We start from the raw sequence: 18,595 nt of genomic DNA on the forward strand, positions 1-18,595 counted from the left end.
TTTTCAGAGGCAAAGATGAGAACACGGATTAAAATCTGCGGCATTACGCGCCTGGAAGATGCCAGAGCTGCGATGGATGCTGGCGCGGATGCACTGGGTTTTGTCTTTTACCCGCCGAGTCCTCGTTATATTGCGCCTGAACAGGCAGCAGAGATTATTGCTGCCTTGCCGCCATTTGTGACCATGACAGGTCTTTTTGTGGACGCTTCGGCTGCAGAGGTGCAACGCACTATCGATTTAACGCGGATTGACCTGCTGCAGTTTCATGGCAATGAGTCACCGGCTTTCTGCGACAGCTTCGCAAGAGCCTGGATAAAGGCGTTGCGCGTGGCTCCGGGTATGGATCTGACCGCTATGGTGGATCAATACGCTGCAGCACGTGCCGTACTATTGGATACGTATGTTTCCGGAGTGCCGGGTGGCACCGGATCTGTTTTTGACTGGTCAGTGATTCCTGAGGCCCTGAGGCCCGGGATTATTCTGGCCGGAGGGTTGGATGCTGATAATGTCGCTGCAGCGATACAGCAGATCAGACCCTGGGCCGTTGATGTCAGTGGCGGAGTGGAAGCCCGTAAAGGCATCAAGGATATTCATGAAATCAAGCGCTTTGTAAATGAGGTGAAAAGTGTCAACGACTGAACAGACTGCGAAGCAGTCTCTACCCGATTCCAGAGGACATTTCGGCCCCTATGGCGGCCGTTTCGTTTCTGAGACACTCATTGCAGCCCTCGAAGAACTCGAAGCGGTGTATGACAAGCTGTCCAAAGATCCCGCTTTTCAGGAAGAGTTTGATCGCGACCTGGCACATTATGTAGGTCGCCCGTCGCCGCTCTATCTGGCTGAGCGCCTGACACGTGAACTGGGCGGTGCAAAGATCTATCTCAAGCGTGAGGATCTCAACCATACCGGTGCCCATAAGGTGAATAACACCATCGGGCAGGCGCTGCTGGCAAAATTCATGGGCAAGCCCCGTGTGATCGCCGAAACAGGTGCCGGTCAGCATGGCGTTGCTTCAGCAACGGTTGCTGCGCGTCTGGGTCTTGAGTGTAAAGTCTACATGGGGGCTGAAGATGTCCGTCGTCAGTCACTGAACGTCTATCGCATGCGCCTGCTCGGCGCCGAGGTGATACCGGTCACATCCGGTACGCGCACGTTGAAAGATGCGATGAACGAAGCGATGCGTGACTGGGTGACCAACGTTGACAATACCTACTACATCATCGGTACGGCGGCAGGCCCACACCCTTATCCCAAACTGGTGCGCGACTTCCAGTGCGTGATCGGTCGTGAAGCAAAAGCCCAGTGTCTGGAGCAGACAGGTCGCTTGCCGGATGTAATTATCGCCTGTGTCGGCGGTGGCTCCAATGCAATCGGCCTGTTCCATCCCTTTATTGAGGATGAGTCGGTCAGAATGATCGGTGTCGAGGCGGGTGGCTATGGTCTGGAGACCGGTCAGCATGCAGCGCCTCTGTCTGATGGTCGTCCTGGCGTGTTGCACGGCATGCGTACCTATCTGATGGAAGATGATGCCGGTCAGATTCTGGATACACACTCTGTCTCGGCGGGTCTTGATTACCCGGGCGTTGGCCCAGAACATGCCTGGCTCAAGGACTCAGGGCGCGCAGAGTATGTCGCTATCACCGATCATGAAGCTCTTGCGGCGTTCCGTACTCTGACCCAGGTTGAGGGGATCATGCCGGCACTTGAGAGCAGCCATGCCATAGCGCACGCGATCAAACTGGCTCCGCAGATGCGTCCGGATCAGAGCATTATCGTGAACCTGTCCGGTCGTGGCGACAAGGATATACACACCGTTGCAGCACTTGACGGCATTGAGATCTGAAGGGTAGATGCACAGATATGAGTCGAATTAAAAGCAGTTTCAGCAACCTCAAAGCCTCGGGCCGTGCCGCGTTGATCCCCTTTGTGACAGCAGGTGATCCGGCTCCGGGTATTACTGTCGGTCTGATGCACGCCATGGTACAGGCCGGTGCCGATATCATTGAGCTGGGGATACCTTTTTCTGATCCCATGGCGGATGGCCCGGTGATTCAGCTCGCATGCGAGCGTTCTCTGCTGCATGGTACCCGTCTGCTGGATGTTCTGGATATGGTGGCGGAGTTTCGTCAGAAGGATCAGACAACGCCAGTCGTACTGATGGGCTATCTGAACCCGGTGGAAGCGATCGGTTATGAAAACTTTGCCAAACGCGCAAAGGATGCCGGTGTTGATGGTGTTCTGACGGTCGATCTGCCACCCGAAGAGTCAGAAGAGATTGTCGCGATTCTAACGGCTCATGGTCTTGATACCATCTATCTGATTTCACCGACTACCTCCGAAGCCAGATTGCGTCATATCTGCGATCTGGGTACCGGATATCTTTACTATGTTTCACTGAAAGGTGTCACAGGCTCTGCAGCACTGAATGTGGATGAAGTGGCAGCCAAGCTGTCACAGGTTGCACAGATGACTGATCTTCCGCTGGCAGTTGGTTTTGGTATTCGTGATCCTGAATCTGCCCGCGCTATCGGTCAGATTGCAGATGGTGTGATAGTCGGCAGTGTGCTGGTCAGCAAAATTGCTGAGCTGGTGACGCAGCCGGATGCCATCGCTTCCAGCGTCTCGTCCCTGATTGCTGATATGCGCAAGGCGATGGACGCCTGATCGTTAACCTTTTCACTGGCAGGATTTTAAAACATGAGTAGCTGGCTGGATAAAATAGTTCCTTCACTGGTTAGAAGTGAAAAGAAACGCACCAACGTACCGGAAGGTCTCTGGGAGAAATGTCCGAAATGTGACTCGGTACTTTACCGCCCTGAGCTGGAAAAGAACCTGAATGTCTGCATCAAGTGCGATCATCATATGCGTATTGGTGCGCGTCAGCGCCTTGATCTGTTTCTGGATCGTGAAGGGCGCTCTGAGATAGGTGCCGACGTGGTGCCGGTTGATCGTCTCAAATTCCGTGACTCCAAGAAGTACAAGGATCGTCTGAGTGCGGCGCAGAAAGAGACTGGCGAAGAGGATGCGTTGGTTGCCATGCGTGGTAACCTCGAAGGTAATCCTGTTGTAGTGGTGGCGTTTGAGTTCCGCTTCATGGGTGGGTCTATGGGCGCGGTTGTTGGTGAACGTTTTGTTCGAGCTGCCAAAATCGCGTTGGAGGAGCGTATTCCGCTGATCTGTTTTTCCGCTTCTGGCGGTGCGCGTATGCAGGAAGCGCTTTTTTCACTGATGCAGATGGCAAAAACCAGTGCGGCGCTTGAAAAAATGAAGCGTGCCGGTGTGCCTTATATATCTGTGCTGACAGATCCTGTTTATGGTGGTGTTTCTGCCAGTCTGGCTATGTTGGGTGATCTTAATGTGGCTGAACCGAACGCACTTATCGGTTTTGCGGGTCCACGTGTTATTGAGCAGACCGTTCGTGAGAAGCTGCCGGAAGGTTTTCAGCGCAGTGAGTTTCTGCTGCAGCATGGTCAGATAGATATGATCATTGGCCGGAAGGAGATGCGTACCCGTCTGGCGTCGATCCTGAGCAAATTGAGCGGTCAGAAAACGCTTGTCGGCGAAGTAGAAACCGTTGATGAAGAGACCCTTGTCGACGAGACAGAACCCACCTGATCCGGTAGAGCCTTAATGTCGACTACATATCCAGCTACACTGGCTGACTGGCTTGCCAGGATTGAGGCCTGTCACCCGAACGAGATTGATCTTGGCCTTGAGCGTATCGGAAAGGTGGCGGCGCGGTTGCCAGCGGATCTTAACGGCAGTATCAAGATCGTTGTTGGTGGCACCAATGGCAAGGGTTCAACCACCACTATGCTTGATCAGATACTGCGTCAGGCGGGATTGAGCAGCGCCACGTTTACCTCGCCCCATTTTCTGCGCTACAACGAGCGCATCTGTATCAATGGCGAAGAGGTCAGTGATCAGGCGCTGTGTGATGCATTTAGCGCGATAGAGCAGGCCAGGGGTGATATCTCGCTGACCTATTTCGAGTATGGTGCACTGGCGGCGCTGGTATTGTTTACAGCAGCCAAACCGGATGTGGTGATTCTGGAGGTTGGGCTTGGCGGACGGCTGGATGCGGTCAATCTGGTGGATGCTGATATCTCGATAGTCACCACCATTGCGCTGGATCATACCGAATGGCTGGGACCGGATCGTGAATCGATCGGGCGTGAAAAAGCCGGTATTTTCCGCGCTGGCAAACCTGCACTTTGTGGTGATATCGATCCGCCAGCAAGCCTGTTGAAAGTGGCAGGTGATCTGGGGGCTGGTTTGTTGCTGCGCCAGAAGGACTATTCCGCTGAGCTCGACACAGTTCAGCCCGGTCATGTTCAGACCTGGCAGTGGCAGGGTCTGAGTTCACTGGGTGAGCAGTTGACACTGACCGACCTGCCCAGGCCAGTCCTGCCGCTTGTAAATGCTGCGACGGTGCTGCAGGCGATACAGTTTTTGCCTTTTACCATCTCCGAAGCAGCGATTCGCAACGGTCTTGAATCGGCACGGATGACTGGGCGTATGCAGCGTCTTGAGGTGCAGGGCAGGCATTTCATACTGGATGTCGCACATAATCCCGAGGCGGCTGCTTATCTGGCGCAAAGCCTCAGTACAGAGCCTGCACAGATAACCCATCTGATTATCGGCATGCTGGCCGATAAGGATATTGATCAGGTGCTGGCCCTGTTACAATCGTCTGTCTGTGACTGGTACCCCGTTACCTTGAATGTCGGCAGAGGCGCCCGGTCGGATGATCTGGTAAATCGACTGTCCAATCTGCAGGTTGATGCAGCCACCATACATGGACATGACAGTGTTGAGTCGGCTATCCGGCAGGTACTGGAGAGGACACAGGAGGGGGGTCGAGTGGTGATCGCCGGATCTTTCTTTACCGTAGCTGATGCACTCAAAACCCTGAAGCAGACGAGTTGAACGTATGACGGTTAATCTTAAGCGACGTCTGGCCGGTGCTGTGGCAGTTCTGATCATTGCGCTGGTTTTTTTCCCACTGGTATTTGATGGAGCTGGCTATCAGGAGCGTCAACTGGAGCCGGTCATTCCACCAGCCCCTGTTATCCCTGAGCTGGTACAGATTGAGCCGGTCAACCCGGTTATTATTGAAAGTGCAGCGCCGGCACCTCCTGCAGAAGCAGTTGTCGTGCCCGCGCCGGCTGTTGAAATTGCCGAACCACTTGAGCAACTGGCCCCGACATTGAACCCTGTTGAAGACACACCGGTACTGGATGCTGATCAGGTTCCTGCTGCCTGGACTTTGCAGTTGGCGAGCTTCAAACAGGAGGAGAATGCCCGTGGCCTCAGAAACAAACTCATCGAGGCTGGCTATAAGGTCTATATCCGCCAGGGGACTGATCTGGTGAGAGTTTATGTCGGGCCTGATATGCAGCGCTCAAGGCTCGAAGCGCTGCAGGCACAGTTAAAGCAGGAGTATGGCCTGGATGGCATTATCGTGCGTTTTACCACGCAATGATCACTGATGCTGATAAACCATGCCGAATAAACAGATGGTGACAGGGCTTTACAGAATATGAACTGGGTTGATTGGAGTATTCTTGGCATCATCGCCATCTCGTCGTTGCTGAGCCTGCGACGTGGTTTTGCGAGAGAAGCGATCTCCCTGTGTACCTGGGTGGCTGCGTTCATAGTCGGGCGCATCTTTTCGGTACCCTTGTCGACAGTGGTGGCGCAATATGTCGATACGCCGCCATCAATACATCTGTTGATTGCTTTTCTGATCCTGTTTATCGCAACGCTGATTGTTGGCCACCTGATAGGCCTCGTGATCGGGGCACTGATCAATGCAACAGGGCTGTCGGCCACGGATCGTGTTCTGGGTATAGGCTTCGGGGCGCTGCGTGGCGGGCTTGTGGTTGTTATACTGCTGGTACTGCTGGGTATGACACCCGCAGTGCAGGATCAGTGGTGGCGCGAATCCCAGTTGATTCCGCATTTTCTGGTACTGGAAACCTGGTCGAGGGATATGGCTCAGGATCTGGGGCATATGCTCTGGAACATCGGAAGCTGAGTGTGACACTGTTTTTTAGATTAACTATCTCCTTAGGGGTTGATTAGATGTGCGGTATTGTCGGCATAGTTGCCACTAGCTTTGTAAATCAGACCATTTATGATGCATTGACTGTTCTGCAGCACAGAGGACAGGATGCGGCCGGCATGGTGACCTGCGCCGGTGATCGCTTTTTCATGCGTAAGGATAATGGCCTGGTCAATGAGGTGTTCAGAACCCGTCATATGAAGCGTATGGAAGGCAACATGGGAATCGGACATGTGCGCTACCCAACGGCTGGCAGCTCAAGCTCCGCCGAGGCTCAGCCCTTTTATGTCAACTCCCCCTATGGGATAGCGCTGGCACATAATGGCAACCTGACCAATGCCGAGCAATTGGCAGATGATATCTTCAGGGCAGACCTGCGCCATATCAACACCACATCCGATTCTGAAGTGCTGCTGAACGTCTTTGCACATGAGTTGCAGCGTCTGGGTAAGTTGCAGCCGACAGCTGAGGATATCTTCCAGGCTGTCGAGCAGGTGCATGCGCGCTGTCAGGGTGGCTATGCTGTGGTGGCAATGATTACCGGTTATGGCATTCTGGCTTTCCGTGATCCGCATGGCATCCGTCCGCTGGTATACGGCAAGCGTGAGGTTGACGGCAGAGTCGAGTACATGGTGGCTTCCGAAAGTGTGGCACTGGACACCTCCGGATTCACACTGGAGGCAGACGTTCTGCCTGGCGAAGCGGTTTTCATCGATACCGATGGCGTGCTTCACAAGCGCCAGTGCGCACAGATAACCAAGCTGGCACCCTGTCTGTTCGAATATGTTTATCTGGCTCGTCCCGACTCCATCATGGATAAGATCTCAGTGCACCAGTCGCGCATGCTGATGGGGGTCAAACTGGCGGAAAAGGTACTCAAGGAGTGCCCGCAGCATGATATCGATGTTGTGATACCGATTCCGGATACCAGCCGCACTGCGGCTCTGGAGATGGCCAAGCGCCTTGATGTGACCTTCCGCGAAGGCTTCATCAAGAACCGCTATATCGGCCGTACCTTCATCATGCCGGGGCAGACTCAGCGCAAGAAGTCCGTGCGTCAGAAACTCAATCCGATCCAGGCCGAGTTCAAGGACAAGGTCGTGATGCTGGTGGATGACTCCATTGTGCGTGGCACGACATCCAAGCAGATCGTGCAGATGGCCCGTGAAGCAGGTGCGCGCAAGGTTTATTTTGCCTCGGCTGCACCGGAAGTACGTTTCCCCAATGTGTACGGTATCGATATGCCAACGGCGGGTGAGCTGATTGCCCATGGCCGTACTGCTGATGAAGTAGGTGAGTATATCGGCTGTGACTGGATGCTGTATCAGGATCTTGACGATCTCAAGGCGTCCATCACCGAGATCAATCCGGCGATCAAAGAGTTTGATACCTGCGTGTTCGATGGTGCCTATGTCACCGGTACAGTTGATAAAGCCTACCTGGACCGACTGGAAGCTCGTCGTAACGATGGCGCGAAATCGCGCAGTGATGATGCGGACGCAGATGCAGATGATTCAGCGGATCTTCATACCTGCATTGACGCGGACTGAATCAGGAGAAAAGACAGTATGACTCAGTCAAAATTTGATCGGGCCGAACGGATTCAGTTTCAGGATCAGGATTATGATCTTGAAACCCTGGCCGTTCGGGCTGGTCAGCAACGCACGGCAGAAGGAGAGCATGGCGACCCCATCTTCACAACGTCGAGCTTTGTGTTTTCAAGTGCCCGTGAGGCAGCAGCGCGCTTTGCCGGTGATGAACCGGGTAATATCTATGCGCGTTTCACTAATCCGACTGTACAGGCGTTTGAGTCTCGTATAGCAGCGCTGGAAGGTGGCGAAAGAGCTGTTGCAACAGCATCGGGAATGGCCGCGATCATGAGTATCGGTCTGGCACTGTTACAGCAGGGCGATCATATCGTGTGCTCACGCAGTGTGTTTGGCTCGACCGTATCGCTGTTTGATCGTTATCTGACGCGTGCCGGTATCACCAGTACCTTTGTTGATCCGACAGATGTGTCGGCCTGGCAGGCCGCGATTCAGCCCAATACGCGTATGCTGTTTCTTGAAACGCCGTCTAATCCATTATCAGAGCTGAGTGATATCAAGGCGTTAGCAGATCTTGCTCATGCGCATGATGCACTCCTGGTGGTCGACAACTGCTTCCTGACACCTATACTGCAGCGCCCGCTCGATCTCGGTGCTGATATCGTCATGCACTCTGCCACCAAGTATCTGGATGGTCAGGGGCGCTGTGTCGGTGGTGTACTGGTTGGTCGCGAGAAAGAGATGGAAGCGGTCTTCGGCTTTATCCGTACCGGTGGTGCCTGCCTGAGTCCTTTCAATGCCTGGGTGTTCCTTAAAGGGCTTGAGACGCTATCGCTGAGAATCAAGGCACAGAGTGAGCAAGCGCTGGAAGTGGCGCTCTGGTTGAAAGAGCAGTCGGGCATTGAGCGAGTATTCTATTCCGGTCTGCCGGAACATCCTCAGTACGAGCTTGCCTGTCGTCAGCAGAAGGGTTTTGGTGGCGTCCTCTCCTTCGAGGTCAAGGGTGGCAAAGAGGGTGCCTGGCGTTTTATAGATGCCACGCGCATGATCTCCATTACCGCAAATCTGGGAGATGTGAAAACAACCATTACCCACCCAGGTACAACCACGCATGGCCGGATGACCCCAGAGGAGCGCGCCAGTGCGGGTATTCATGACAACCTGATCAGACTCTCAGTCGGACTGGAGTCGGTTGAAGATCTCAAGCGAGATCTTCAACTGGGTCTTGCGGCACTTTAATCCATGAAAATCTTTCTGGCCCCCATGGAGGGCGTGGTGGATTTTACACTGCGCGAGCTGCTGACTGGCATTGGTGGTATTGATGTCTGTGTCAGTGAGTTTGTCAGAGTGTCGGGCTCGCTGTTACCGGCCTCAGTGTTTCATCGTCTGGTACCCGAACTGCAGCAGGGTGGACGGACTCTGTCCGGTACGCCAGTGTTGTTGCAGCTGTTGGGTAGTGAGCCAGGCCTGATGGCTGAAAATGCCGTGCGTGCGGTTGAGTTGGGAGCACCGGGCATAGATCTCAATTTCGGATGCCCTGCGAAAACAGTGAACAAGAGCCGAGGTGGTGCGGTTCTGCTGAATGAGCCTGAGGTGATTTATCAGATCGTATCAGCCGTCCGCAGTGCTGTGCCGGCAGAGGTGCCGGTCAGTGCCAAGATGCGCCTGGGTTATCTGGATAAATCTCTGGCGATCGAGAACGCCTGTGCCATTGAGTCTGCCGGTGCCGGCACACTGACCGTGCATGCCCGAACCAAAACCGAAGGCTATCGACCTCCGGCTCACTGGGAGTGGATTGCCCGTATTCGGGAAGCGGTCGGTATTAAGGTTATTGCAAATGGCGAAGTCTGGACGATTGATGACTATCGCCGCTGCCAGGAAGTCAGTCAGTGTGCCGATGTGATGATTGGACGAGGGCTGGTTGCCAGCCCGTTTCTGGCAAGGCAGATACACGCATCCTTCAGTGCAGATATGCCATTGGTACTGCCAGAGCAGACCTGGCCTGAGCTTCTGCCCTTACTGACTGATTTTCACTCAAGGGTGACGAGGGATCTGTCGATTCGTCATGTGCATGGCCGTCTCAAGCAATGGGTACAGATGCTGACTCGCTATTATCCTCAGGCAAAAGATCTTTTTCAGCTGATCAGGACAGAAACCTGTCCGGAGCAGTTGTTGAATCTGCTGCAAAGAGAGCAGGCAAGAATGAAAGCTGCCTGACTCTCGTATTTCATGTTTCAAGACCCTTCTGAAATCCTGCCCGATTATTGTTATAATGCTGTTCAGTAATTCAATCTGATGATTAGCATTGAGCTATAGGCAACAAAAAGGATAACCGCGCATGATTTCTGAAGTCGGTTTCAGGCTGAGCGAGACCAAACGCTTCCTTTCTGCGGTGGTGGGCAGCTCAGAGGGCAGATCCTTCCTGTTTTCATACTTTGTGAATATCCTCGTGCTTGCCTTTCTGGTGATGGCGGGAGTGTCGGCGGTGCTCTATGCCCTCTTTGAGGGGCTGGTATTTAATCGTCGTGAACTGGCTTTCAAGTATTCTCTGCTGGTGACCATGTTGATCACCATACCGCTGGCGACCATGCCCTTTTTCTCGTTCAAGGATGTGATTGACCGTTTCGTACAATTGGTAACACGCCGTCGGTTGTTCACCTACCTCAGTCCGCACGTGTTTTACCGGCCAACCATCAATGGCAATATCTCCTTACACCTTGCAAAAGCACATGAGATTCTGGCTGAAAAATATACCATCGTTGTCGCCAAGCCTCAGGCCGCGGACAAGATAAGTCGGCAACTCGCAATCTCTATCGGGCACTCTATTCGTGATGCCGTGAAATTTTCCAAGATACAGGTTGAAAAGGGGTTGATGAGGGCTGATCAGCAGATTGTCGGAGCAACCTACGGTTATCTGTTTGGTGCAGCGAAAAGCAAGCTGCGCCTGAGGCGCCATCAACCCTCTTTCCTGTCACGCATCTTCAGTGGCGTATTTTATCGCTTTGGTGCCTTGCATGCTGTGTATATGTATTTCATCATCAATGACCGGCTGCCACCTTCATTCGATCCTGTCTATTTCATTGCCAGTGTGGGTGACGTAGTCGGCAATCGCAAGTAAGGCGGGGGCAGGCTTTGGTTTCACACTCACGTCGTCGTTTTCTTGCCGCAGGACTTGGTGCGCTGTTTATCAGTGGTTGCAAGGGGCCTGTGATCAGTGAGCCTCGACTGTTCAACCCCTGTATCACCACACTGCCGGACTCCTTGCAAAATCATGAGCTGATGCTCAGTTGCTGGGAGGGCATTGATCCTGAACTGGTCTGGGATTGTCATGCGCATCTGGTAGGTGTTGGTGACTCAGACAGCGGCATAGAACTCTCTGAACGCATGCTCAGCCCGTTACACCCCATACAATACGTTCAGCGGCTTTTTTATCTCAATGCCGGATGTGTCCATGATGCCGAGGGAAGTGTTGATCGCAGCTATGTTGCGCGCTTGCACAATCTGGTGTCCGGCATGCCGTTCGGCTTCAAGATGATGCTGTTTGCATTCGACCGCACACATGACAGTAATGGGCAGCCGCGCTCAGACCTGACCCCCTTTCATGTACCGAACGACTATGCGAGAAATGTTGCTCTTGCAGCGCCTTACTGGTTTGAGTGGGTATGCTCTGTACACCCGTATCGTGAGGATGCGATTGAAGTGCTGGAAGAGGCAAGTCGGCAGGGTGCCAGGGCAGTCAAATGGTTGCCACCGGCAATGGGCATCGACCCTGCATCGGCCCAGTGCGATGCCTTCTATGATGCCCTGGTCAGACTGGATATGCCGTTGATTACCCATGTTGGTGAGGAGCGTGCGGTGGTGGGGGCAGGACGGCCAATATGGGGGAATCCGCTCAGGCTCAGGCGCGCTCTGGATAGAGGTGTTCGGGTGGTGATGGCGCACTGTGCCAGCACCGGTGAAGATGTAGATCTGGATCAGGGGCCTGAGGGCAGGCGAGTATCGAGTTTTTCTTTGTTCAGGCGCTTGATGGGCGAAAAGCCCTACGAGCAACTGCTCTCTGGTGATATCTCGGCCATCACTCAGCGCAACCGCTCGGATGAGGTGTTGCGTGAACTGCTGGAGCAGGATGAGTGGCATTCGCGTCTGCTGTTTGGCTCAGACTACCCGCTACCGGGCGTTCTTCCGCTGACATCGCCCTTGTTGCTGGCGCGACAGGGGGTGCTGGAGATGTCGTCTGTTGCTTTCATGACCGAGTTGCGACGGCATAATCCTGTGCTGTTTGATCTGGCGCTGAAAAGGCACCTGAGCAGCAACGGCAAGCGTTTTGCTACGAGTATTTTCGAAACACGATCTTTCTTCGATAAGTCTGCCCGGATCTGAGGTCGCATCAGTAGCCGGAGGGGCGCTCCAGCTCTCTATCCTGTCGCATCTGCTCAATTTTAAGCTGGCGCTCATGCTGCTCTTGCAGATATTCGATTATCTCTTCGTCGCTGGGTTGATTGATCATCACATACCAGACAGGTGAAGTGCCGATCAGGAATCCCGCCACTGCAAGTGCGATCCCGGTCTTCTGCCATTTTCGTTTCAGGTTCAGGCCCAGAATAACGATGGCAACTCCCAGCAGGTTCAGTAGATAGGCACTTAACGGCATGAAGGATCTCCTTTGGCAGATCTTGAAAGGGGGGTATTATTCACCCTTTTTTATGCCCAGGGATGGGCTGTATGCTGGCAATGCAGGAGCTATTGCCAGTGATGTCGGCGAATTGATCAACATCATTGGTTATGGCGACGTCGCTCTGAGGTGAAGGGATCTTGAAGTCATACACACGCTCCCACTTGGGTGAGTCTGGTGTGCGCTCCCAGACAGTGCCAGCATTATACTGCAGCAACTCAGTCAGTGACGGATCAAGCTGTTGTATTTTTTCCATTGGAACGGGCAGCAGGTTCAGGGCTTCGTCTGCCAGAAACTCGTCTGACTCATAGCCGGTAAACAGTCGCCACCCGGTGTCATTGAGATGTTCGGGCACGGTTTTGTACATGAAGCGTACCGGTAGCTTTTCATCAAAAACCAGGCGAGATACCAGAACAAGAAATCCGTTCTTGGTCTGAGCGGTTTCATCCTTTATGTCGAGGGGAGTATCGGGCATCACTGTTTTCATCTTCTGTGTTCGCTATTGATTCTGGCGATTCAGTCGCTATTAAACGGATAAGCCCCGCACGTTACCGTGCAGGGCTTATGGGGAAGTGTGATCCAGTCAGATCACACGCTCATCTCTCAGACAGTTGCTGTCGGAATGACAGAGGATGCCTTGCTGATGTAGCTATCCATCTGATCAAAGTTCAGATAGCGATAGACTTCACCGGCCATGCTGTCGATCTTGCTGGCGTACTCCTGGTACTCGGCAACGGTTGGCAGCTTGCCCATCAGTGCGGCAACGGCAGCCAGTTCGGCTGAGGCCAGGTAGACGTTAGCGCCATCACCCAGACGGTTCGGGAAGTTACGGGTTGAGGTGGACACAACCGTAGACTTCGCCGCAACACGTGCCTGGTTACCCATGCACAATGAACAGCCCGGCATCTCAAGACGCGCACCGGCACGACCGAAGATGCTGTAGTAGCCCTCTTCTGTCAATTGAGCGGCATCCATCTTGGTTGGTGGCGCGATCCACATGCGCGTCGGAATGGTCTTGCCACTGGCTTCCAGCAGTTTACCAGCCGCGCGGAAATGACCGATGTTGGTCATGCACGAACCGATGAACACTTCATCGATGGTGTCGCCAGAAACGTCAGACAGCTTGCGGGCATCGTCAGGGTCGTTAGGCGCACACAGGATCGGTTCATTGATCTCTGACATGTCGATTTCGATGACGGTTGTGTACTCGGCATCCTTATCGGCACGCATCAGCTGCGGATTCGCCAGCCACTCTTCCATGCCCTTGATGCGACGCTCAATGGTACGGACATCGCCATAGCCTTCGGCCAGCATCCACTTCAGCATGACGATGTTGGAGCGCAGGTATTCTGCGACCGAATCTTCAGACAGGGTGATGGTGCAGCCGGCAGCAGAGCGCTCTGCAGAGGCGTCAGACAGCTCGAACGCCTGTTCGACAGTCAGCTCTTCAAGGCCTTCGATCTCCAGGATGCGACCGGAGAAAATGTTCTTCTTGCCGGATTTCGCAACGGTCAGGTGACCTTCCTGAATCGCGTAGTAAGGGATCGCATGAACCAGATCACGCAGGGTGATGCCAGGGTTGCGCTTGCCCTTGAAGCGAACCAGAACAGACTCAGGCATATCCAGTGGCATGACGCCGGTAGCTGCAGCGAAAGCGACCAGACCGGAGCCGGCAGGGAAGGAGATACCCAGCGGGAAACGGGTGTGGGAGTCGCCACCGGTGCCGACAGTATCAGGCAGCAGCATGCGGTTCAGCCAGGAGTGGATAACACCATCACCAGGGCGCAGAGAGACGCCGCCGCGGTTCATGATGAAGTCTGGCAGTGTGTGGTGTGTGTTGACGTCAACCGGCTTGGGATAAGCGGCGGTGTGGCAGAAGGACTGCATCACCAGATCCGCAGAGAAGCCCAGACACGCCAGATCTTTCAGCTCGTCACGGGTCATCGGGCCAGTGGTGTCCTGAGAGCCGACTGTGGTCATCTTGGGTTCGCAGTACATGCCTGGGCGAACACCTTCGAGGCCACATGCCTTGCCGACCATCTTCTGCGCCAGGGTGAAGCCTTTGCCGGTATCGGCTGGCTGCTCAGGTACGCGGAACAGGTCAGCAGATGGCAGCTTCAGAGCTTCACGTGCCTTGTCAGTCAGACCTCGGCCGATGATCAATGGAATACGGCCACCGGCACGTACTTCATCAAGCAGAACCTGGGTTTTCAGTTCAAAGCGGCAGAGCTCTTCACCGGTTTCGTGGTTTTTCGCAACACCTTCATAGGGGTAGACATCAATGACATCGCCCATATTCATTTTGGACACATCCATTTCGATGGGCAGTGCGCCGGCATCTTCCATGGTGTTGTAGAAGATCGGAGCGATCTTGCTGCCGAAGCAGTAGCCACCAGCGCGCTTGTTCGGCACGTTCGGGATGTCATCACCGAAGAACCAGAGTACGGAGTTGGTGGCAGACTTGCGTGAAGAACCGGTACCCACCACATCGCCGACATAGGCAACAGGGAAGCCTTTGGCTTTAACTTCTTCGATCTGCTTCAGCGGTCCGGTTGTACCTGGGTTGACCGGCTCGATACCTTCACGCTCCATCTTCAGCATTGCATTTGCATGCAGAGGGATGTCCGGGCGTGACCAGGCATCAGGTGCTGGTGACAGGTCGTCGGTGTTGGTTTCGCCCGGTACCTTGAAGACGGTAACAGTGATTTTTTCAGCGACGGCAGGCTTGTTGGTGAACCACTCACCGGCAGCCCAGGACTCGATGACCTGTTTTGCATGCGGGTTACCGGCATCCATTTTGTCCTTCACATCGTGGAAGGCATCAAACATCAGCAGGGTAGTGGAGAGCGCCTTGGCAGCAACTGGTGCCAGTTCGTTGTCATCCAGGCAGTCAACCAGCGGGTGAATGTTGTATCCCCCCAGCATGGTGCCGAGCAGCTCAACGGCTTTGGTCTTGTTGACCAGTGGTGAGCTGGCTTCGCCCTTGGTGATGGCGGCCAGAAAGCCTGCTTTGACATAAGCAGCCTGGTCAACACCGGCTGGTACGCGTTCAGTCAACAGATCAAGCAAAAACGCTTCTTCACCTGCGGGTGGGTTCTGCAGGAGTTCAATCAGTGCTGCCGTTTGCTCTGGGTCCAGAGGCTTGGGAGGTACGCCTTCAGCGGCGCGTTCTTCGACATGTTTGCGATATGCTTCAAGCACAATATAGCCCTCATCTGTTGTCACAGCATACGCCGGATCTAATGTCACCGACGACGCCTGGAATGTGTATCCAGGAGGCTGTCCGAGAATGGTGACCGCAATAGGTCAGTCTATTCTCGGACAGCCCCCTAGTGGTGATTGGCGGATGAATTCTAGCTCAAGAGGCCCGTAAAGTTAAGTATTGTCGACAATCTTGAGCTTATACTTTGGGTCAAGAAAGGAGGGTTAAGTACCGGATAATTGCAGAAAAAGTGCCGAAAATTGATACGTATCAATGCTTTTTTCGACTGAATTTGCTGCAATAGCGTAATGAATTCAATTACTAATCATTTTAATGGGTCACAGTAAAGAGATCTCGTGATCGATTTAACATCATGATGGATGAGGGTTATTTTGTGCCTGTTGCAGAGCTGAAGAGGATGGAAACAGAAACGTTGGAAGGTAGATGGGTCCGACTGCAGCATTTCGATGGCACGCAGCGAGAGGTCTGGGTGGTGGATCAGGAGGTTGCCTGGCCTGAGGGGCGGTTGATAGTGTCACGCACCGATCCTGAAGGGATCATAACCCACGCCAACCATACTTTTGTCGAGATGTCGGGGTATGACCGAGAGGAGTTGATGGGGTCTACTCATGCGATTCTGCGGCATCCGGATATGCCGAAGGAGGTGTTTGCCGAGATGTGGCAAACTCTGCTGCAGGGCCGGAACTGGCTGGGGTACCTGAAAAACCTGCGCAAGGATGGGCGTTACTACTGGGTCAAGGCGACAGTCATGCCGAATATTCGCGATGGTGAGCTCAAGGGCTATACTTCGGTTCGCAAGCGCCCGTCCAGAGATAAGGTGCGTGAGTATGAGGTGCTTTATCAGCAGTACCGAGATGCTGCTGTCAGTTGAGCGCTTTTGATGCTATCCCGGATCGCCTATAATGCGCGCGCATTCGATTACGCGTAGTAATAGCCAGGTGCGAAATGGCATCGGCCAGGAGACAGCATGACCCCACTAGAAGAGATTAACGCCTTTTTGCCCTGTCCTACCCCTGATGCCTGGGTGCAGGCGGCATTGAAGGAGGAGAATCAGTCGATTCTGCTGATCGATCACGCACACTGTGAGAAAAAAGCGGCATCGACTGCCATGTCCTTGATGTTTCGCTATGTAGAACGCACGGATTTGCTGAACAAAATGTCACGTCTGGCGCGCGAGGAGTTGATCCATTTCGAGCAGGTGCTGGAGTTGATGAAGGCGCGTGATGTCGAGTATATCTATCTCAGTTCGGCGCGCTATGCCGGTGGGATGCGTGAGCATGTCAGGACTTCCGAGCCGGGGCGCTTGACCGATCTGCTGATCATCGGTGCCTATATAGAGGCGCGTTCCTGTGAGCGTTTTGCCTGTCTGGCGCCGCACCTGGATGATGAGCTGGCTAAATTCTATCGTTCGCTGCTGAAGTCCGAGGCGCGTCATTATCAGGACTATCTGACTCTGGCGCGTGAGTATGCCGGCGAGCCGATTGATGAGCGCATTGCATTTTTTGCAGAGGTTGAGCGTTCATTAATAGAGCGGCCAGACAGTGAATTCCGTTTTCACAGCGGGCCGCCTGTTCTGCAGTAAGGGCGGGATCTAGTGCCTGCTGATCGGGTTCGAGTTGATCGGGTTCATGCTGCTGCTCAGTGAGAAGCTGCGCAGATCCAGTCCACTCTCGGTGATCTCGATATACCATCCCTGCTTGTTCCAGTCGCCGAGCACAATGCGTTGTGCCGGCGCCTTGCCCTGATCCAGTTGATGGATGGCAGGGCGGTGGGTATGGCCATGAATCAGCCGTCCGACATCGTGTGAACGCAGGGTCTCAAGCACGGCATCAGTATTGACATCCATGATCTCATCAGCCTTCTGGCTACCCTGCATCTGGCTCTCGCTGCGCAGGCGCTGTGCCATTGCAATGCGCTGCTCAACTGTCTTGCTCAGTACAGTCTGTTGCCAGGCTGGGTGGCGTACCATCTTGCGAAACGCCTGATACTCGACATCATCCGTACAGAGTTGATCACCATGCATCAGCAGGCTCTTTATGCCATCTGCTGCATCAATGAGATATGCCTCAGGCAGTAGTTCGGCACCGATTGCATCAGTAAACGCGTTGCCAACCAGGAAGTCGCGGTTACCGTGCTGAAAATAGAGGCGAGTGCCATCTGCACTCACTTTTTTCAGACCGGCGAATACCTGTTCAAGCCCGGGCAGGGGCGCGTCGTCACCTATCCAGTATTCGAAAATATCGCCCAGCAGATAAAGTTCATCGCTGCCGGGAGCAATATGTTCAAGGAACCAGAGCAGTCCTGTGGTGATGTCGGGCCGCTCAGGCTGCAGGTGCAGATCGGATATGAAAAGCTGCCGCATCTTATTCGCTGGCAGCTTCTGCAACGATTTCTGCGCTTTCGATAATCACATCTTCAGCCGGGACATCCTGATGTCCTGCGCGAGAAGTGGTTTTTACCTTCTTGATTTTATTGATAACATCCATGCCGTCAACGACTTTGCCGAAAACGGCGTAGCCCCAGCCATCCGGAGTCTTGGCGGTGTGGTTCAGGAAGGTGTTATCCGACACGTTGATGAAAAACTGGGCAGATGCCGAGTGTGGGTCCATGGTGCGTGCCATCGCAATTGTGCCGGCGCTGTTGGTCAGGCCGTTGTCTGCTTCGTTCTCTATTGAATCACGTGTCTTCTTGGAGGCCATGCCGGGTTCAAAGCCACCGCCCTGAATCATGAAGCCGTCAATCACGCGATGAAAGATAACGCCATCATAGAAACCATCTTTGACATACTGCTCGAAATTTGCAGCAGTAACAGGGGCTTTCTCATGGTTGAGTTCAAGAGTGATATCGCCGAAATTAGTGTGCAAAATGATCATTGGGGGCTTTCCTGATAGTTTTGTTTAGGGGGATATTATACTCAAGTATGATGTCGCTGCACCCGCTTTGATGGTCTGGGATGAAACTCACTGCCGTGCAGCGAGGCGAAGCCGTGCTTTGTCGGGTTAAGTCAGTTTATAATAGCCGATCAGTTTTCAGGGGGTGCTCCCGGTCGGGAGCGCCATGATGTTCAGTCTCGACAAGTTGCCACT

The 18,595-nt window shown here is 53.8% G+C and carries 19 protein-coding genes; 14 read left to right on the forward strand and 5 right to left on the reverse strand.

The window, feature by feature from the left end:
- Nucleotides 1–15: 15 nt before the first annotated feature.
- From F7R27_RS12875 to F7R27_RS12930, 12 genes are all read left to right on the forward strand, one after another.
- Nucleotides 16–639: a phosphoribosylanthranilate isomerase gene (locus tag F7R27_RS12875; RefSeq protein WP_151704668.1), complete on the forward strand. Its 624-nt coding sequence runs from the start codon at nt 16–18 to the stop codon at nt 637–639.
- Complete coding sequence (gene trpB / locus F7R27_RS12880) at nt 626–1,843, forward strand: tryptophan synthase subunit beta (protein WP_151704669.1); 1,218 nt, start codon at nt 626–628, stop codon at nt 1,841–1,843. Before F7R27_RS12875 ends, trpB begins: the two co-directional genes overlap by 14 nt.
- 17 nt (nt 1,844–1,860) lie before the next feature.
- The gene (trpA, locus tag F7R27_RS12885) at nt 1,861–2,664 is read left to right on the forward strand and encodes a tryptophan synthase subunit alpha (protein WP_151704670.1); all 804 of its coding nucleotides are present in this window, start codon (nt 1,861–1,863) and stop codon (nt 2,662–2,664) included.
- 33 nt (nt 2,665–2,697) lie between these two features.
- Nucleotides 2,698–3,615: an acetyl-CoA carboxylase, carboxyltransferase subunit beta gene (gene accD, locus F7R27_RS12890; RefSeq protein WP_151704671.1), complete on the forward strand. Its 918-nt coding sequence runs from the start codon at nt 2,698–2,700 to the stop codon at nt 3,613–3,615.
- A 15-nt stretch (nt 3,616–3,630) separates the two neighbouring features.
- On the forward strand, nt 3,631–4,929 hold the full coding sequence (gene folC, locus F7R27_RS12895; protein ID WP_151704672.1) for a bifunctional tetrahydrofolate synthase/dihydrofolate synthase: 1,299 nt from the start codon (nt 3,631–3,633) through the stop codon (nt 4,927–4,929).
- Between the two features lie 4 nt (nt 4,930–4,933).
- Entirely contained in the window at nt 4,934–5,485 is a 552-nt protein-coding gene (locus F7R27_RS12900) for an SPOR domain-containing protein (RefSeq protein WP_151704673.1), read from the forward strand.
- Nucleotides 5,486–5,542: 57 nt separating this feature from the next.
- Entirely contained in the window at nt 5,543–6,040 is a 498-nt protein-coding gene (locus F7R27_RS12905) for a CvpA family protein (protein ID WP_151704674.1), read from the forward strand.
- A 47-nt stretch (nt 6,041–6,087) separates the two neighbouring features.
- Nucleotides 6,088–7,617, forward strand: coding sequence for an amidophosphoribosyltransferase (gene purF / locus F7R27_RS12910; RefSeq protein ID WP_151704675.1), 1,530 nt, complete (start codon nt 6,088–6,090; stop codon nt 7,615–7,617).
- An 18-nt stretch (nt 7,618–7,635) separates the two neighbouring features.
- Nucleotides 7,636–8,853 (forward strand): O-succinylhomoserine sulfhydrylase, encoded by a 1,218-nt coding sequence (locus F7R27_RS12915; protein WP_151704676.1) that lies wholly within the window; start codon nt 7,636–7,638, stop codon nt 8,851–8,853.
- A 3-nt stretch (nt 8,854–8,856) separates the two neighbouring features.
- Nucleotides 8,857–9,831: a tRNA dihydrouridine synthase gene (locus tag F7R27_RS12920; protein ID WP_151704677.1), complete on the forward strand. Its 975-nt coding sequence runs from the start codon at nt 8,857–8,859 to the stop codon at nt 9,829–9,831.
- Between the two features lie 121 nt (nt 9,832–9,952).
- Nucleotides 9,953–10,732, forward strand: coding sequence for a hypothetical protein (locus tag F7R27_RS12925; RefSeq protein ID WP_151704678.1), 780 nt, complete (start codon nt 9,953–9,955; stop codon nt 10,730–10,732).
- 14 nt (nt 10,733–10,746) lie between these two features.
- Nucleotides 10,747–11,994 carry an amidohydrolase family protein gene (locus tag F7R27_RS12930; protein ID WP_151704679.1) on the forward strand — a complete coding sequence of 416 codons (1,248 nt, stop codon included), beginning with the start codon at nt 10,747–10,749 and terminating at the stop codon, nt 11,992–11,994.
- A 7-nt stretch (nt 11,995–12,001) separates the two neighbouring features.
- Here F7R27_RS12930 and F7R27_RS12935 read toward each other — a convergent pair whose 3' ends face one another.
- From F7R27_RS12935 to acnB, 3 genes are all read right to left on the reverse strand, one after another.
- Nucleotides 12,002–12,265: a hypothetical protein gene (locus F7R27_RS12935; protein WP_151704680.1), complete on the reverse strand. Its 264-nt coding sequence runs from the start codon at nt 12,263–12,265 to the stop codon at nt 12,002–12,004.
- A 40-nt stretch (nt 12,266–12,305) separates the two neighbouring features.
- On the reverse strand, nt 12,306–12,761 hold the full coding sequence (locus F7R27_RS12940) for an immunity protein Imm33 domain-containing protein (RefSeq protein ID WP_240776370.1): 456 nt from the start codon (nt 12,759–12,761) through the stop codon (nt 12,306–12,308).
- Nucleotides 12,762–12,889: 128 nt separating this feature from the next.
- A complete protein-coding gene (gene acnB, locus F7R27_RS12945) occupies nt 12,890–15,487 on the reverse strand; it encodes a bifunctional aconitate hydratase 2/2-methylisocitrate dehydratase (protein ID WP_151704751.1) in 2,598 nt (865 codons plus the stop codon).
- Nucleotides 15,488–15,906: 419 nt separating this feature from the next.
- Here acnB and F7R27_RS12950 point away from each other — a divergent pair, with 419 nt between their 5' ends.
- Nucleotides 15,907–16,380, forward strand: coding sequence for a PAS domain-containing protein (locus F7R27_RS12950; protein WP_151704682.1), 474 nt, complete (start codon nt 15,907–15,909; stop codon nt 16,378–16,380).
- Nucleotides 16,381–16,476: 96 nt separating this feature from the next.
- A complete protein-coding gene (locus F7R27_RS12955) occupies nt 16,477–17,091 on the forward strand; it encodes a MiaE family protein (protein ID WP_151704683.1) in 615 nt (204 codons plus the stop codon).
- A 9-nt stretch (nt 17,092–17,100) separates the two neighbouring features.
- Here the strand turns inward: F7R27_RS12955 and F7R27_RS12960 are convergent, their stop codons facing one another.
- Nucleotides 17,101–17,871 carry a UDP-2,3-diacylglucosamine diphosphatase gene (locus F7R27_RS12960; protein ID WP_151704684.1) on the reverse strand — a complete coding sequence of 257 codons (771 nt, stop codon included), beginning with the start codon at nt 17,869–17,871 and terminating at the stop codon, nt 17,101–17,103.
- A 1-nt stretch (nt 17,872) separates the two neighbouring features.
- Nucleotides 17,873–18,382, reverse strand: a complete 510-nt coding sequence (locus F7R27_RS12965; protein WP_151704685.1) for a peptidylprolyl isomerase — start codon at nt 18,380–18,382, stop codon at nt 17,873–17,875.
- Between the last annotated feature and the right edge of the window lie 213 nt (nt 18,383–18,595).

Source organism: Nitrincola alkalilacustris, assembly GCF_008973755.1.
Lineage (GTDB): Bacteria > Pseudomonadota > Gammaproteobacteria > Pseudomonadales > Balneatricaceae > Nitrincola > Nitrincola alkalilacustris.

Excerpts from the sequence above, each read along its gene's own strand:
- F7R27_RS12915 (WP_151704676.1), top strand. The coding sequence starts at position 7,636 with ATGACTCAGTCAAAATTTGATCGGGCCGAACGGATTCAGTTTCAGGAT.
- F7R27_RS12905 (WP_151704674.1), top strand. The coding sequence starts at position 5,543 with ATGAACTGGGTTGATTGGAGTATTCTTGGCATCATCGCCATCTCGTCG.
- F7R27_RS12925 (WP_151704678.1), top strand. The coding sequence starts at position 9,953 with ATGATTTCTGAAGTCGGTTTCAGGCTGAGCGAGACCAAACGCTTCCTT.
- F7R27_RS12900 (WP_151704673.1), top strand. The coding sequence starts at position 4,934 with ATGACGGTTAATCTTAAGCGACGTCTGGCCGGTGCTGTGGCAGTTCTG.
- F7R27_RS12875 (WP_151704668.1), top strand. The coding sequence starts at position 16 with ATGAGAACACGGATTAAAATCTGCGGCATTACGCGCCTGGAAGATGCC.
- F7R27_RS12965 (WP_151704685.1), bottom strand. The coding sequence starts at position 18,382 with ATGATCATTTTGCACACTAATTTCGGCGATATCACTCTTGAACTCAAC.
- F7R27_RS12920 (WP_151704677.1), top strand. The coding sequence starts at position 8,857 with ATGAAAATCTTTCTGGCCCCCATGGAGGGCGTGGTGGATTTTACACTG.
- accD (WP_151704671.1), top strand. The coding sequence starts at position 2,698 with ATGAGTAGCTGGCTGGATAAAATAGTTCCTTCACTGGTTAGAAGTGAA.
- purF (WP_151704675.1), top strand. The coding sequence starts at position 6,088 with ATGTGCGGTATTGTCGGCATAGTTGCCACTAGCTTTGTAAATCAGACC.
- F7R27_RS12950 (WP_151704682.1), top strand. The coding sequence starts at position 15,907 with ATGGAAACAGAAACGTTGGAAGGTAGATGGGTCCGACTGCAGCATTTC.
- F7R27_RS12935 (WP_151704680.1), bottom strand. The coding sequence starts at position 12,265 with ATGCCGTTAAGTGCCTATCTACTGAACCTGCTGGGAGTTGCCATCGTT.
- F7R27_RS12960 (WP_151704684.1), bottom strand. The coding sequence starts at position 17,871 with ATGCGGCAGCTTTTCATATCCGATCTGCACCTGCAGCCTGAGCGGCCC.
- folC (WP_151704672.1), top strand. The coding sequence starts at position 3,631 with ATGTCGACTACATATCCAGCTACACTGGCTGACTGGCTTGCCAGGATT.
- trpA (WP_151704670.1), top strand. The coding sequence starts at position 1,861 with ATGAGTCGAATTAAAAGCAGTTTCAGCAACCTCAAAGCCTCGGGCCGT.
- F7R27_RS12940 (WP_240776370.1), bottom strand. The coding sequence starts at position 12,761 with ATGCCCGATACTCCCCTCGACATAAAGGATGAAACCGCTCAGACCAAG.
- F7R27_RS12955 (WP_151704683.1), top strand. The coding sequence starts at position 16,477 with ATGACCCCACTAGAAGAGATTAACGCCTTTTTGCCCTGTCCTACCCCT.